Here is a 14192-nt window from a genome sequence, read left to right on the forward strand (position 1 = left end):
GGGAAAAACACAGCTTTTCGCCGCGAACCTATACAGCCTTATCAAACCCTGAAGCCTGATAGGCGTGGCCGCCAGTAAAACGGATCAGTATCCTAGGGCGTGTCATTGATCATTACCAGTACCGCGTGGCCGCCTGAAAACGGGCCAGACAAGGCGCAGGCCGCAGGGAATGTGCTTTCCTTGCCAAGGACTGCAACGCAGTATGGCCCGTTTTCAGGCGCCACCCGGAGGGCCGGGCCTGATAGTGTGCAGGGCTGCGTTGCTCGGAGTTTATTTGGAACAACCAAACCACACTCCTCGCGCCTTGCCCTGCACACTATCAGGCGCCGGCGCGGTACTGGTAATGATCAATGACACGCCCTACCTCTCGCCCGCCGACGCTAAGACCAAGCGGGCAGCCCAACAGGTTGAAAAACGAATGAATGCTCTAGCCCGCCGCGCTGCTGGCCTGCTGCTCAGCGCAGTCTGCCTGCCCCTTTCGGCCTTGGCGGCCGACCCGCAACCGACCCATGAATTCACCCTCGACAACGGCCTCAAGGTCGTCGTGCGCGAAGACCATCGTGCGCCGGTGGTCGTTTCGCAGATCTGGTACAAGGTCGGCTCCAGCTACGAGACTCCGGGGCAGACCGGTCTGTCCCACGCGCTCGAGCACATGATGTTCAAGGGCAGCGAAAAAGTCGGTCCCGGCGAAGCTTCGCTGATCCTGCGCGACCTCGGCGCCGAAGAGAACGCGTTCACCAGCGACGACTTCACTGCTTATTACCAGGTGCTGGCCCGCGATCGCCTCGGCGTGGCCTTTGAGCTGGAAGCCGACCGCATGGCCAATCTGCGCCTGCCGGCCGACGAGTTCGCCAAGGAAATCGAAGTCATCAAGGAAGAGCGCCGCCTGCGCACCGATGACAAGCCGATGTCCAAGGCCTACGAGCGCTACAAGGCCATGGCCTACCCGGCCAGCGGTTATCACACGCCGACCATCGGCTGGATGGCTGACCTCGACCGTATGAAAGTCGAGGAACTGCGCCACTGGTACCAATCCTGGTACGCGCCGAACAACGCCACGCTGGTGGTGGTCGGTGACGTCACTCCGGACGAAGTGAAAACCCTCGCCCAGCGCTACTTCGGCCCGGTCGCCAAACGCGACGTGCCACCGGCGAAAAAACCGCTGGAACTGGCCGAGCCCGGCGAACGCCAGATCACCCTGCGCGTGCAGACCCAACTGCCGAGCCTGATGCTTGGCTTCAACGTGCCGAGCATTGCAACCGCTGAAGACAAACGCTCGGTCAACGCCTTGCGCCTGATCTCCGCGCTGCTCGACGGCGGCTACAGCGGGCGCATCCCGACCCAACTGGAGCGTGGCGAAGAGCTGGTCTCCGGCGGCTCGTCGGACTATGACGCCTACACCCGTGGTGACAGCCTGTTCACCCTGTCGGCCACGCCAAATACGCAGAAGAAAAAGACCATCGCCCAGGCCGAAGCCGGCTTGTGGAAACTGCTTGAGCAACTGAAAACCACCGCGCCGTCTGCCGAAGAGCTGGAACGCGTCCGCGCTCAAGTCATCGCCGGCCTGGTCTACGAGCGTGACTCGATCACCAGCCAGGCCACCGCGATCGGTCAACTGGAAACGGTCGGTCTGTCGTGGAAGCTGATGGACACCGAACTGGCCGATCTGGAAAGCGTGACCCCGCAAGACATCCAGAACGCCGCGAAAAAGTATTTCACCCGCGAACGTCTCAGCGTCGCCCACGTCCTGCCTTTGGAGACGACTCATGAGTGAGCGCAAAACCCCACGCCTGATGCTGCTTGGCCTGATTGCTGTCGCGGTGATCGGCTCGGCGGCTGTGTATCTGTCGCCCGGCGCTGACAGCCACGCCAGCGAAGCCCTGGATAACGCCAAAACCAGCCAGAAACTGCAATCGCTGGCCGAACTCGACGGCAAGGCCCCGGCCAGCCGCAAGCTCGATGTACAGACCTGGAACACCGCTGAAGGCGCCAAAGTGCTGTTCGTCGAAGCGCATGAGCTGCCGATGTTCGACATGCGCCTGATCTTCGCCGCTGGCAGCAGCCAGGACGGCAACGCGCCCGGCCTCGCGGTGCTTACCAACGCCATGCTCAACGAAGGCATCGCCGGCAAAGACGTCGGCGCTATCGCCCAGGGTTTTGAAGGCCTTGGGGCCGACTTCGGCAACGGTGCGTTCAAGGACATGGCGCTGGCCTCGTTGCGCAGCCTGAGCGCACCTGAGCAGCGTGAACCGGCGTTGAAGCTGTTCGCCGATGTGGTCGGCAAACCGACCTTCCCCGCCGATTCCTTCGCGCGCATCAAGAACCAGCTGCTCGCCGGTTTCGAATACCAGAAACAGAACCCCGGCAAACTCGCCAGCCTGGAGCTGATGAAGCGTCTGTACGGCGATCACCCGTACGCGCATTCCAGCGATGGCAATGCCCAAAGCGTGCCGAAGATCACCCTGGCGCAATTGCGCGAGTTTCATGCCAAGGCCTACGCCGCCGGCAATGCGGTGATTGCGCTGGTTGGTGATTTGTCGCGAGCCGAAGCCGAGGCGATCGCCAATCAGGTCTCCTCGGCCCTGCCGAAAGGCCCGGCACTGGCGAAAATCGCCGCACCTCAGGAACCGAAGGCCAGTGTCAACCACATCGAGTTTCCGTCGAAACAGACCAACCTGATGCTCGCGCAACTGGGCATCGATCGCGACGATCCGGATTACGCCGCGCTGTCGCTGGGCAACCAGATCCTCGGCGGCGGTGGTTTCGGAACGCGCCTGATGAGCGAAGTGCGCGAGAAGCGTGGCCTCACCTACGGCGTGTATTCGGCGTTCAGCCCGATGCAGGCCCGTGGCCCGTTCATGATCAACCTGCAGACCCGCGCCGAGATGAGCGAAGGCACCCTGAAGCTGGTGCAGGACGTGCTCGCCGACTACCTGAAAACCGGGCCGACACAGAAAGAACTCGACGATGCCAAGCGCGAACTGGCCGGCAGCTTCCCGCTGTCCACCGCGAGCAACGCCGACATCGTTGGCCAGCTCGGCGCGATGGGCTTCTATAATCTGCCACTGAGCTATCTCGACGATTTCATGCGGCAGTCGCAGAGCCTGACCGTAGAGCAGGTCCGCGATGCGCTGAACAAACACCTGAGCACGGAGAAAATGGTCATCGTCACCGCTGGCCCGACCGTGCCGCAAAAGCCGTTACCGGCCCCATCTGATAAACCTGCCGAGCAACCGCTCGGGGTTCCGGAGCATTAATGGCCACTCGAGCACCGAAAAAACCTGTGCAAAACGTGCACAACGGCGTGAACCAGCTGCGCATCATTGGCGGCCAGTGGCGCAGCCGCAAGCTGAGCTTCCCCGACGCACCGGGCCTGCGCCCGACCCCGGATCGCGTGCGTGAAACCCTGTTCAACTGGCTCGCGCCCTATGTCGAAGGGGCGAAAGTGCTCGACCCGTTCGCCGGCAGCGGCGCGCTGTTTCTCGAAGCGCTGTCCCGAGGCGCGGCCACGGCCCAGGCGCTGGACGCCAGCAACGTTGCAGTTTCCAGCCTGAAAGAGCACCTCGGCACCTTGCGTTGCAGCAACGGCCAGGTGCAAACCGCCGACGCGCTGCGCTACCTGGAAACCCAGGCCGCGACGCCGTTCGATCTGGTGTTCCTCGACCCGCCGTTCAACCAGAACCTGTTACCAGCGGTTTGTACTTTGCTGGAAGAGCGCCAATGGCTGGCGGCCGATTCGTGGATCTACACGGAAAGCGAAACAGCGCCATCGACGCTGGGCCTGCCGGGCAACTGGCGCCTGCATCGTGAACAGAAATCCGGTCGTGTGTATTACGCGTTGTGGCAGCGCAGCGCTTGAACCATCCGCACTGCGCTTTAGCGTGCGGTAGATAGTTACCGCACCCAGTGCCTCGCAGTCCGCCACAGTGGTTGCCGCAATCTGCGTTAACCACTGAGGATTTCGCGTATGGATACGCTCTGCAGCCGGATGCTGCTTTTTCTTGGCCTCGCGCCGTTCATGACGCTGGCCGCCACGCCCCCGCCGACTCATCAATTCACCCTGGAAAACGGTTTGCAGGTACTGGTGCGCGAGGATCACCGTGCGCCGCTGGTCACTTCGCATTTGTGGTTCAAGGTCGGCTCGGCAGACGAGGCGCCGGGGCAAGCCGGGCTATCGCACGTTCTTGAACACATGCTCTACAAAGGCAGCCGCAAGACCTGCGCCGGTGAGGCTTCGCGTCTTTTGGAATCCCTGGGTGCCGAAGAAAATGCCTTCACCGCCGAGGACGTCACCGGCTACTACCAGACCTTGTCGCCGCGCTATCTGGGCGTGGTTTTCGAGCTGATGGCCGACCTGATGACGACTGCTGATTTGCACGTCGACGACCTGAAAACCGAACTGGCAGTCATTCGCGAAGAGCGCCAGCTGCGCATCGACGACGATGTCGACGCCGCTGTGCTGGAACACTTCACCAGCCAGGCGCATGTCGCCAACAGCTATCGCACGCCAGTCATCGGCTGGATGCACGACCTGCAGCACGTGGACGCCGAGGAACTTCGCCATTGGTATCAAAGCCGTTACGCGCCGGGCAACGCCGTACTGGTGATCGTCGGCGATGTCACGCTCGCACACGTGCAGCCGCTGGCCGAGCGCTATTTTGGCGCGCTCGCAAATCGTCCCGTGCCGCGCCTGTTACGGCCCGTGGAGCTGAAAGTGCCGGGCGAGCGCAAACTGACCTTGCAGCGCAATGTCCCAGCAGAGCGGTTGCTGATGGCTTTCAATCTGCCCGGACTGGCCACGGCCAAAGACCTGCACACCGTGCACGCCCTGCGCCTGATCAACGCGATACTCGGCGGCGCACATGGCGCGCGCCTGCAAAAGAAACTGATTTTCACCGACCGCGTGCTCAATCGTGTCGACACTCACTACGACGAACGCACGCGCGGCGACAGCCTGCTGCTGTTGACTGCCGAGCTGGCCGATCCGCCGCTGACCGATCTTGAAGGTGCGCAAGCGCGGGTGTGGGAGCAGATCGAAACGTTGCGCACCACACCACCGTCGCCGGAAGAGCTCGAGCGGGCACGCACGCAACTGATCGCGCAGCAGGTGTATGCCCGCGATTCGATTCAGGAACAGGCGCGTCAGCTGGCCAGGTTCCAGGCCATCGGCTTGCCTTGGCGAATACTCGATGAAGATGCCGCTGCATTGGCGAAAGTGACGCCGCAACAGATCCGCGAAGTGGCCGCCACGTGGCTGATACCCGAGCGTCTCAGCGTTGCCCAAGTGCGCAAGGTGGACGTCCGATGAGCAGGTCCTCAAGGCGCACGGGGTTGGTCCTGATGTGGCTGTCGGCTGCGGCGGCTTGCGCTGATGGTCAGCCTGAACAAGCGCGGACATCGCGCCTGCAATCGCTCAGCGAAGTCCAGGCGCTGGAAATCAAGCCGCGCGCATTGCAGATCAGGGGCTGGAAAACCCTGACCGGCACCAAGGTGCTGTTCGTGCGCACGAGCGATCTGCCGATGTTCGATATTCACGTCAGCTTCGCCGCAGGCAGCGCCCGCGACGGTAGCCTGCCGGGCCTGGCTGCCACGACCTTTTCCATGCTCAATGAGGGTATCCCCGGCAAGGATTTGTCCGCCATCGTCGAAACCTTCGACGGGCTCGGCGCGCAATGGGAAATGGATATCGATCACGACCGCGCCGTGTTCTCCCTGCGCAGCCTCAGCGATCCGGCCAAGCGCCTACCGGCGATGGATCTGTTGACGCGAATATTCAGCGAGCCATCGCTCAGCGCCCAGCGCCTGCCGCCAGTGAAAGACGAACTGCGCGCCGCGCTCATCGCAGAGCAAGGCGATGCCGCGGGTCTGGCCTCGCAGAGCATCAAGGCACTGCTTGCGCCGGACAGCCCCTACAGCCTTCCGGTGTATGGCACGCAATGGGGCCTCAATGCCGTGACCCGGGCCGCCGTGGAGGATTTCCATCGCCGCTATTACGCTGCCCGACATGCACAAATCACCCTGGTCGGCGACCTCACTCTGGACCAGGCACAAGCGATCAGCCTGCAGATCAGCAATGCCCTGCCCAAGCCTCCTGACGCGCTGGTGTCTTCAGCAATGGCAACGCCCGGAAACGTCCAGTCCAGTCACCTGGAACTGAATCAACTGCAGACCCACATTGCCTTTGCCCAAATCAGCGTGCCGCGACGACATGCCGATCACACCGCCTTGTACGCCGCCAGTCAGATTCTCGCCGGAGGCAGCAACAGTCGGTTGATGAATGAACTGCGGCACAAGCGCGGACAGGTTTATGACGTGTATGGCGCCAGCGTCAATTGGGCTGGTGGCGCCGGGTTGCTGACCGTCACCTTGCAGACCGGTAGCTCCATGAGCGACAGCACCGTCGCTTTGGTGCGCTCGATGCTCAATGATTTTCTTCGGCAAGGGCCGACCGCCCCGGAACTCGAGCACCTCAAGCGCAGGCTGGCCAACAGAAATGTGCTCACCAGCGCCAGCAACCGGCACATTCTGGCCAGACTCGTGGAGATCAACCGCTACGACTTGCCGCTCGATCTGGATTACACAATGCAACAAGTGCAGAGGCTGACGGTGGACGACATCAAACTCGCTATGAACCGTCACTTGTCTGTTGATCGCTGGGTGTCGGTTACGGTCGGCCCCAGTGTCGAGCAACAGCCACTGCCTGGACCGGAGGTTGCGCCGATCGGTCAGGCTGAAGAGGACATGTGTCGCGCCGACCCGGGCTTTGTGGCAAGTTAGGCGCTTTCTTTGAGAAGCGACAGCCCGCCCTGTGCGCCGGTCGCTTTACGCAAGACCTGTCGAGATTTGCCGTGCAATCACCGTCCCCGCTTCCCGCCTCGCGTTTCGTTCCGGCCTTCGGCCTCGGCAATCCGCATCTGCAAACCCTGTGGGGTCCGCTGTGGCGCAAGACCGTGCACATCGAGCGCGAACGCGAACGCCTGTGGCTCGAGGACGGCGACTTCCTCGACCTCGACTGGCACGGCCCGCACAGTGCCGAGGCGCCGTTGGTACTGGTGCTGCACGGTTTGACCGGTTCTTCCAATTCGCCCTATGTGGCGGGCATCCAAAAGGCCTTGGCCGATCAGGGCTGGGCCAGCGTCGCGCTGAACTGGCGCGGTTGTTCCGGCGAGCCGAATCTGTTGCCGCGCAGCTACCACTCCGGCGCCAGCGAAGACCTTGCCGAAGCCATCCAGCACCTGCGCGCGAAACGACCGTTGGCGCCGTTGTACGCGGTCGGTTATTCGCTGGGCGGTAATGTGCTGCTCAAGCATCTCGGTGAAACCGGCAGCAACAGCGGTGTGCTCGGCGCGGTGGCGGTGTCGGTACCGTTCAGGCTCGACCAGTGCGCAGACCGGATTGGCCAGGGATTTTCGCGGGTTTATCAGGCGCATTTCATGCGCGAAATGGTCGCCTACATCAAGAACAAGCAGCGCCAGTTCCAGCATGACGGACGCGAAGACGGCCTGGCGAAACTGGCCGCGCTCGGCTCGCTGGAAAACATGCGTACGTTCTGGGATTTCGACGGCCGGGTCACCGCGCCGCTGCATGGTTTCACCGATGCCGAGGATTACTACCGCCGCGCCTCGAGCCGCTACTACCTCGGCGAGATCCGCACGCCGACGCTGATTATTCAGGCAGCGGATGATCCGTTCGTATTTCCCCACAGCCTGCCGCAAGCCGATGAGTTGTCAGCCTGCACCCAGTTCGAATTGCAGGCGCGTGGCGGTCATGTCGGCTTCGTCGACGGCTCGTTTCGCCGGCCCGGGTATTACCTGGAGCGGCGTGTTCCGCAATGGCTGGCCGCACTCGGTCAATAAACGCCGCATGGCCCTTGCAGGAGTGAGCCTGCTCGCGATGGCGGTGGGTCAGTCTGGAAATTCAATGCCTGACAGGACGCCTTCGCGAGCAGGCTCGCTCCCACAGGGATTTGTGTCGGCATGAAAATGCATGGCACAACCTGGTTCAATGTGGGAGCGAGCCTGCTCGCGAAAGCGGTGAGTCAGTTGGCATTTAACTCACAGACACACCGCCATCGCGAGCAGGCTCACTCCTACAGAGAGATCGCTGGGTTTATTCGCCCGTGGCAATGCCGCGCGACGGTTCGTTGATCCACTCGCTCCACGATCCGGCATACAGCGCACCCAGCGGATAGCCAGCCAGGCACAGTGCGAACAGGTTATGGCACGCCGTCACCCCGGAGCCGCAGTAGGCGACCAGTTCCGACGGTGAGCGATCACCCAGTTTCGCGGCAAAGCGCTGCTTGAGCTGCTCCGCCGGCAGAAAACGTCCATCACTGCCGAGGTTGTCGGTGAACGCCGCACACTGCGCGCCGGGAATATGTCCAGCCACCGGATCGATCGGTTCCACTTCGCCCTTGAAGCGCGGCAAGGCGCGGGCGTCGAGCAGGGTCAGGGTTGGCTGGCCGAGGCGCTGCTGCAATTGCTCGGCGCTGAGCAGCAGGCTCATGTCCGGCTGGCCACTGAAGTTACCCGGCGTCACGCTCGGCGGATCCAGGCTCAGCGGCAGGCCGGCCGCGTGCCAGGCTTTGAGCCCGCCATCGAGAATGAATACGCCGTCGCGCTTGCCCAGCCATGCCAGCAACCACCACGCCCGCGCCGCGTATGCACCCGGGCCGTCATCATACAAAACCACATCGCTGTCGTTGCTGATGCCCCAGGCTTGCAGGCGTTCGATCAGCGCCGCCGGCTCGGGCAACGGATGACGCCCGGTCACACCCTTCTCGACTTTGCCGCTTAGATCCCGTTCCAGATCGGCGAAACTCGCTCCGGCAATGTGCCCTTCGGCGTAGCTGCGCTGGCCGTAATCCGGATCCTCGAGGGCGAAACGACAATCGAGAATCACCAGCCCCGGCTGCTCTTTGCGAGCGTCCAAAACTTGTGGGCTGATCAACTGCGCAATCGACATAACGGGCTCCTGTGGAATTCGGCTGAACGGTTTATTTCACGTCTTCAAGGGCCTGCGCCAGCGGCACATAGAACTCGTCGAACAGTGCGTTGACTTCATCCCGCGCCTGATCGGTAACAAACCCTGCTTCCAGCACCAGCACCTGATACACGCCACGCTTCACGGCCTGTTCACTGAGGTGGTTGGAGTTTTCCCGGGTGGTGCACAGAAAACGCACCCACGAGGTCAGGATGATCCACGCATTGAGGGTCAGGGATTCAATCTGCACACGGTCCATTTTCAGGATGCCGGCGGCGACGAAGCCTTCGTAGATCGCTGCGCCCTGGATCACGCAGCGCTGGGAAAAGCGCCGATAGCGCGCGGCCAGTTCCGCATCGCTGTCGAGCAGATGCTCGAGGTCGCGATGCAGAAAACGGTAGCGCCACATGGCCGAGAGCAGTTCCTTGAGATAGAAACGCTTGTCTTCGACGGTCGCCGGGCGGCCCTGAGGCGGACGCAAAAAGCTGTCCACCAGGGCTTCGTACTCACTGAACAACACGGCGATGATCGCCTGCTTGTTGGGGAAGTGGTAGTACAGGTTGCCCGGAGAAATCTCCATGTGCGCGGCGATGTGGTTGGTGCTGACGCTGCGCTCGCCCTGCTGATTGAACAGCTCCAGGCTGTTCTGAACGATGCGCTCGCTGGTTTTTATTCGTGGGGCCATGGCTTGAGCTTTAATTCAGAGTGCGTAGACGGCGCATCTTACGACCTAACCGGAAATGGATAAAACCTTGCCGTGCACGGAAGTCGTTTGACTTTCTAGAGCTTAGACTCTAAAAAGTGCCCATTACAATAAAATCCGGAGCCCGCGATGACTGCCGACATTGCCTACCTGCAAACCCTGCAACAGCCTCTTGAAACCCTCGATCGGCAGTTCCAGGCACAACGGGCCGCGTACGCCGCCAACCCGATGCCGCCGGCCGCACAGCGGCAACAATGGCTCAAGGCTTTGCGCGATTTGCTCAGCGCTGAGCGGCAGGCATTGATCGAGGCGATCAGCGCCGATTTCAGTCACCGCAGCGCCGACGAAACCCTGCTCGCCGAACTGATGCCGAGCCTGCACGGCATTCACTACGCCAGCTGTCACCTGAAAAAATGGATGAAGCCGTCGCGGCGCAAGGTCGGCATGGCCTTCCAGCCTGCTTCGGCAAAGGTGGTTTACCAGCCGCTGGGCGTGGTCGGTGTGATCGTGCCGTGGAACTACCCGCTGTATCTGGCCGTAGGGCCGATGGTCGGCGCCCTGGCGGCGGGCAATCGGGTGATGCTCAAGCTCAGCGAATCGACCCCGGCCACCGGCCTGTTGCTCAAAGAGCTGCTCGCGCGGATCTTTCCCGAAGACCTGGTTTGCGTGGTGCTGGGTGAGGCAGATATCGGCGTGGCGTTCTCGCGTCTGCCGTTCGATCACTTGCTGTTCACCGGTTCCACCAGCGTCGGCAAACACGTCATGCGCGCTGCAGCGGAAAACCTCACGCCGGTCACCCTGGAACTGGGCGGCAAGTCGCCGGCCATCGTCTCCACAGACGTACCGCTCAAGGACGCCGCCGAACGCATCGCCTTCGGCAAAACCCTCAACGCCGGGCAGACCTGCGTCGCGCCCGACTATGTGCTGGTGCCGGAAGACCGCGTCGGCGCCTTCGTCGAGGCCTACCGTCAGGCTGTGAAAGGCTTCTACCCGACCCTGGCCGACAACGCCGACTACACCGCGATCATCAACGAACGCCAGATGGCCCGACTGAACGGTTACGTCAGCGACGCGACCAGCAAGGGCGCGCTGCTGATCCCGTTGTTCGAACAAGGCCAGGGCCGACGCATGCCGCACAGCGTGCTGCTCAATGTCAGCGATGAGATGACGGTGATGCAGGACGAGATTTTCGGCCCGTTGCTGCCGATCGTGCCTTATCGCGATCTGGAGCAGGCATTCGCTTACATCAATCAGCGGCCTCGTCCTCTGGCTCTTTACTACTTTGGCTACGACAAACGCGAACAGCATCGCGTACTGCACGAGACCCATTCCGGCGGCGTATGCCTGAACGACACCTTGTTGCATGTCGCTCAGGACGATATGCCCTTCGGTGGCATCGGCCCCTCGGGCATGGGCCATTACCACGGCCACGAAGGTTTCCTGACCTTCAGCAAGGCCAAGGGCGTGCTGATCAAACAACGCTTCAACGCGGCCCGGCTGATCTACCCGCCCTACGGCACATCGATTCAGAAACTGATTCAGAAGCTGTTCATTCGCTAAACGTTCGTCGACGCCGGGTAATAAAAACAATGCACCCAAGCCTGACCGAAACACCTGCCCTGTCGCGCCGTGGCCTGCTGAAATTCAGCCTCGGCGCCAGCGCGTTTCTCGCCACCGCCGGCCTTGGCGCCAGCCTCACTGGCTGCTCGTCGAGCGTCAGCGCCAACGGTTTCGTCAGTTTGCGCGACGGCGATCTGCTGTTCCTGCGCGCGCTGATCCCGGTGATGCTCGACGGCGCCGTCGCCGCCGGGGAAATGCCCGCAGCGCTAGACGGCACGCTGAAGTCGCTGGACTACAGCCTCGATCACCTGTCGCTGGAAATGCTCAAGCTCACTCGGCAACTCTTCGATGTGCTCGGCATGGCCGTGACCCGTGGCCCGCTCACCGGTATCTGGGGCAGTTGGGAAAACGCCAGCCCTGAAGCGATGCGGCATTTCCTTGAACGCTGGGAGAACAGTTCACTGAGCTTGCTGCGCATGGGCCATAGCTCGTTGCAGCAGATGGTGATGATGGCCTGGTACACCCGCGCCGAGTCCTGGGCTCACTGCGGTTATCCCGGTCCGCCGAAGGTCTGAAACCAGGGCGCGGCCTTCGCGAGCAGGCTCGCTCCCACATTTGAAATGCATCCCCCTATGGGAGCGAGCCTGCTCGCGAAGGGGCCTGCTGCATCACCTCAGCATCCAGAATAATAAAGAGAACCTGACCGATGCCCGTACCCGATCCCTTCCGCGAAGGCCTCGCCCGAGGCTGGAAAACCTACAACGGCGCGCAACTGAGCGACGACCTCACCCTCGAAGCCGACGTGGCGATCATCGGCAGTGGCGCCGGCGGCGGCACCACGGCAGAGATCCTCAGCGCGGCCGGCTACAAAGTCCTGCTGATCGAAGAAGGCCCGCTGAAGACCAGTTCGGATTTCAAGCTGCTCGAAGACGAGGCCTACAGCAGCCTCTATCAGGAAGGCATCGGGCGCATGAGCAAGGACGGCGCGATCACGATCCTGCAGGGCCGCGCGGTCGGCGGCACGACGCTGATCAACTGGACCTCGAGCTTCCGCACACCCGAGCCGACCCTCGAACACTGGGCCAGCGAGCACAACGTCACAGGCCATAGCCCGGCAGAGATGGCGCCGTGGTTCGAAAAAATGGAGCAGCGCCTGGGCGTCGCGCCGTGGATGGTGCCACCCAACGCCAATAACGACGTGATCCGCAAAGGCTGCGAGCACCTCGGCTACAGCTGGCACGTGATCCCGCGCAACGTTCGCGGTTGTTGGAATCTGGGCTATTGCGGCATGGGCTGCCCGAGCAACGCCAAGCAATCGATGATGGTCACGACCATCCCGGCGACGCTGGAAAAGGGCGGCGAGCTGCTGTATCTGGCGCGGGTGGAGAAGCTGCTGATCAGCGGCGACAAGGTTACCGGGCTGCATTGCGTGGCGATGGACGAACGCTGCGTCGAGCCGACCGGGCGCAGCATCACCGTCAAGGCGCGGCATTATGTGCTGGCCGGCGGCGGCATCAACAGCCCGGCGCTGTTGCTGCGCTCCGACGCGCCGGATCCGCATGAGCGCATAGGCAAGCGCACCTTTCTGCACCCGGTGAACATGTCCGCCGCGCGTTTCGCCGAGGTGGTCAATCCGTTCTACGGCGCGCCGCAGTCGATCTACTCCGACCATTTTCAGTGGAAGGACGGCACCACCGGGCCGATGGCTTTCAAACTCGAAGTGCCGCCGCTGCACCCGGCGCTGGCCGCCACACTGCTCGGCGGTTTTGGTCAAGAGAACGCGCAACACATGGCTGATCTGCCGCACACCCACGCGATGCTGGCGCTGCTGCGCGATGGCTTCCATCCGGACAGCAGCGGTGGCTCGGTGGAGCTGCGCGGTGATGGCTCGCCGGTGCTCGACTATCAGGTTTCGCAATACGCCTGGGACGGTTTGCGCCGGGCCTTTCACGTGATGGCCGAAATTCAGTTCGCCGGCGGCGCGCAATCGGTGATGCCGATGCACGCCGACGGCCGCTATGTGAAGACACTGGCCGAGGCGCGCTCAATGATCGATGGACTGAGCCTGGAGCTGTACCGCACGCGACTGGGCAGTGCCCACGTGATGGGTGGTTGTGCGATGGGTGAAGATCCGAAAAGCGCGGTCGCTGACAGCCTCGGCCGCCATCATCAACTGAGCAATCTGTCGATTCACGATGGCTCGCTGTTCCCCACCAGCATCGGCGCCAACCCGCAGTTGTCGGTGTATGGCCTGACCGCGCAACTGGCGACAGCCTTGGCTGACCGACTGAAAAATCCATGAAAAAGCGGAATATTCCTATCGTCTATAGTGCTTTCTTACCCAACAGGCGACTTGGCCGACCGGGAAGGCTGCGATACCATCCGACTCCCCAACGGACTCCCGCCAGGACGACGCGATGAACCGAGTGTTGTACCCAGGTACCTTCGACCCTATTACCAAGGGCCATGGCGATCTGGTCGAACGCGCCTCGCGCCTGTTCGATCACGTGATCATTGCGGTCGCCGCCAGCCCGAAAAAGAACCCGCTGTTCCCGCTGGAACAACGGGTGGAACTGGCTCGCGAGGTCACCAAACACCTGCCTAACGTGGAAGTGGTCGGTTTCTCGACGCTGCTCGCGCATTTCGCCAAAGAGCAGAACGCCAATGTGTTCCTGCGTGGTCTGCGTGCGGTGTCGGACTTCGAATACGAATTCCAGCTGGCCAACATGAACCGCCAACTGGCGCCGGATGTGGAGAGCCTGTTTCTCACGCCGTCGGAGCGTTATTCGTTCATTTCCTCGACGCTGGTGCGGGAGATTGCCGCGCTGGGCGGCGATATCAGCAAGTTCGTCCACCCGGCCGTGGCCGACGCGCTGACCCTGCGCTTCAAGAAGTAGGAACTGCCGCAGGCTGCGATCCTTTCGTTTTTGGATCGCAGCCAAAGAGT

The 14192-nt window shown here is 62.2% G+C and carries 12 protein-coding genes; 10 read left to right on the top strand and 2 right to left on the bottom strand.

What is annotated here, in order from left to right:
- Positions 1-418: 418 nt before the first annotated feature.
- From NF676_RS25570 to NF676_RS25595, 6 genes are all read left to right on the top strand, one after another.
- Entirely contained in the window at positions 419-1774 is a 1356-nt protein-coding gene (locus tag NF676_RS25570; RefSeq protein ID WP_041476824.1) for a M16 family metallopeptidase, read from the top strand.
- Positions 1767-3257 (top strand): M16 family metallopeptidase, encoded by a 1491-nt coding sequence (locus tag NF676_RS25575; RefSeq protein WP_252886934.1) that lies wholly within the window; start codon positions 1767-1769, stop codon positions 3255-3257. Before NF676_RS25570 ends, NF676_RS25575 begins: the two co-directional genes overlap by 8 nt.
- Positions 3257-3859 carry a 16S rRNA (guanine(966)-N(2))-methyltransferase RsmD gene (rsmD, locus tag NF676_RS25580; RefSeq protein ID WP_041476826.1) on the top strand — a complete coding sequence of 201 codons (603 nt, stop codon included), beginning with the start codon at positions 3257-3259 and terminating at the stop codon, positions 3857-3859. The genes NF676_RS25575 and rsmD overlap by 1 nt, the downstream gene beginning before the upstream one ends.
- A 108-nt stretch (positions 3860-3967) precedes the next feature.
- Positions 3968-5308, top strand: coding sequence for a M16 family metallopeptidase (locus tag NF676_RS25585; protein ID WP_252886935.1), 1341 nt, complete (start codon positions 3968-3970; stop codon positions 5306-5308).
- On the top strand, positions 5305-6777 hold the full coding sequence (locus tag NF676_RS25590; protein ID WP_252886936.1) for a M16 family metallopeptidase: 1473 nt from the start codon (positions 5305-5307) through the stop codon (positions 6775-6777). The genes NF676_RS25585 and NF676_RS25590 overlap by 4 nt, the downstream gene beginning before the upstream one ends.
- Before the next feature lie 71 nt (positions 6778-6848).
- Positions 6849-7856 (top strand): hydrolase, encoded by a 1008-nt coding sequence (locus tag NF676_RS25595; protein WP_252886937.1) that lies wholly within the window; start codon positions 6849-6851, stop codon positions 7854-7856.
- A 253-nt stretch (positions 7857-8109) separates the two neighbouring features.
- On the opposite strand, the gene NF676_RS25600 is transcribed toward NF676_RS25595, so the two are convergent.
- The gene (locus tag NF676_RS25600) at positions 8110-8964 is read right to left on the bottom strand and encodes a sulfurtransferase (protein WP_252886938.1); all 855 of its coding nucleotides are present in this window, start codon (positions 8962-8964) and stop codon (positions 8110-8112) included.
- Positions 8965-8995: 31 nt separating this feature from the next.
- Positions 8996-9667 carry a TetR/AcrR family transcriptional regulator gene (locus NF676_RS25605; RefSeq protein ID WP_016772708.1) on the bottom strand — a complete coding sequence of 224 codons (672 nt, stop codon included), beginning with the start codon at positions 9665-9667 and terminating at the stop codon, positions 8996-8998.
- Between the two features lie 147 nt (positions 9668-9814).
- Between NF676_RS25605 and NF676_RS25610 the strand changes: the two genes are divergently transcribed.
- From NF676_RS25610 to coaD, 4 genes are all read left to right on the top strand, one after another.
- Positions 9815-11245, top strand: coding sequence for a coniferyl aldehyde dehydrogenase (locus NF676_RS25610; RefSeq protein WP_252886939.1), 1431 nt, complete (start codon positions 9815-9817; stop codon positions 11243-11245).
- Positions 11246-11274: 29 nt separating this feature from the next.
- Positions 11275-11820 (top strand): twin-arginine translocation pathway signal protein, encoded by a 546-nt coding sequence (locus tag NF676_RS25615; RefSeq protein WP_095181324.1) that lies wholly within the window; start codon positions 11275-11277, stop codon positions 11818-11820.
- Positions 11821-11951: 131 nt separating this feature from the next.
- On the top strand, positions 11952-13547 hold the full coding sequence (locus NF676_RS25620; RefSeq protein ID WP_252886940.1) for a GMC family oxidoreductase: 1596 nt from the start codon (positions 11952-11954) through the stop codon (positions 13545-13547).
- A gap of 115 nt (positions 13548-13662) precedes the next feature.
- A complete protein-coding gene (gene coaD, locus NF676_RS25625) occupies positions 13663-14142 on the top strand; it encodes a pantetheine-phosphate adenylyltransferase (RefSeq protein ID WP_003229157.1) in 480 nt (159 codons plus the stop codon).
- Positions 14143-14192 lie beyond the last annotated feature (50 nt).

The organism is Pseudomonas siliginis, assembly GCF_024072275.1.
GTDB classification, from domain to species: domain Bacteria; phylum Pseudomonadota; class Gammaproteobacteria; order Pseudomonadales; family Pseudomonadaceae; genus Aquipseudomonas; species Aquipseudomonas siliginis.

Excerpts from the sequence above, each read along its gene's own strand:
- NF676_RS25600 (WP_252886938.1), bottom strand. The coding sequence starts at position 8,964 with ATGTCGATTGCGCAGTTGATCAGCCCACAAGTTTTGGACGCTCGCAAA.
- NF676_RS25610 (WP_252886939.1), top strand. The coding sequence starts at position 9,815 with ATGACTGCCGACATTGCCTACCTGCAAACCCTGCAACAGCCTCTTGAA.
- NF676_RS25585 (WP_252886935.1), top strand. The coding sequence starts at position 3,968 with ATGGATACGCTCTGCAGCCGGATGCTGCTTTTTCTTGGCCTCGCGCCG.
- NF676_RS25570 (WP_041476824.1), top strand. The coding sequence starts at position 419 with ATGAATGCTCTAGCCCGCCGCGCTGCTGGCCTGCTGCTCAGCGCAGTC.
- NF676_RS25605 (WP_016772708.1), bottom strand. The coding sequence starts at position 9,667 with ATGGCCCCACGAATAAAAACCAGCGAGCGCATCGTTCAGAACAGCCTG.
- coaD (WP_003229157.1), top strand. The coding sequence starts at position 13,663 with ATGAACCGAGTGTTGTACCCAGGTACCTTCGACCCTATTACCAAGGGC.
- NF676_RS25615 (WP_095181324.1), top strand. The coding sequence starts at position 11,275 with ATGCACCCAAGCCTGACCGAAACACCTGCCCTGTCGCGCCGTGGCCTG.
- NF676_RS25590 (WP_252886936.1), top strand. The coding sequence starts at position 5,305 with ATGAGCAGGTCCTCAAGGCGCACGGGGTTGGTCCTGATGTGGCTGTCG.
- rsmD (WP_041476826.1), top strand. The coding sequence starts at position 3,257 with ATGGCCACTCGAGCACCGAAAAAACCTGTGCAAAACGTGCACAACGGC.
- NF676_RS25575 (WP_252886934.1), top strand. The coding sequence starts at position 1,767 with ATGAGTGAGCGCAAAACCCCACGCCTGATGCTGCTTGGCCTGATTGCT.
- NF676_RS25620 (WP_252886940.1), top strand. The coding sequence starts at position 11,952 with ATGCCCGTACCCGATCCCTTCCGCGAAGGCCTCGCCCGAGGCTGGAAA.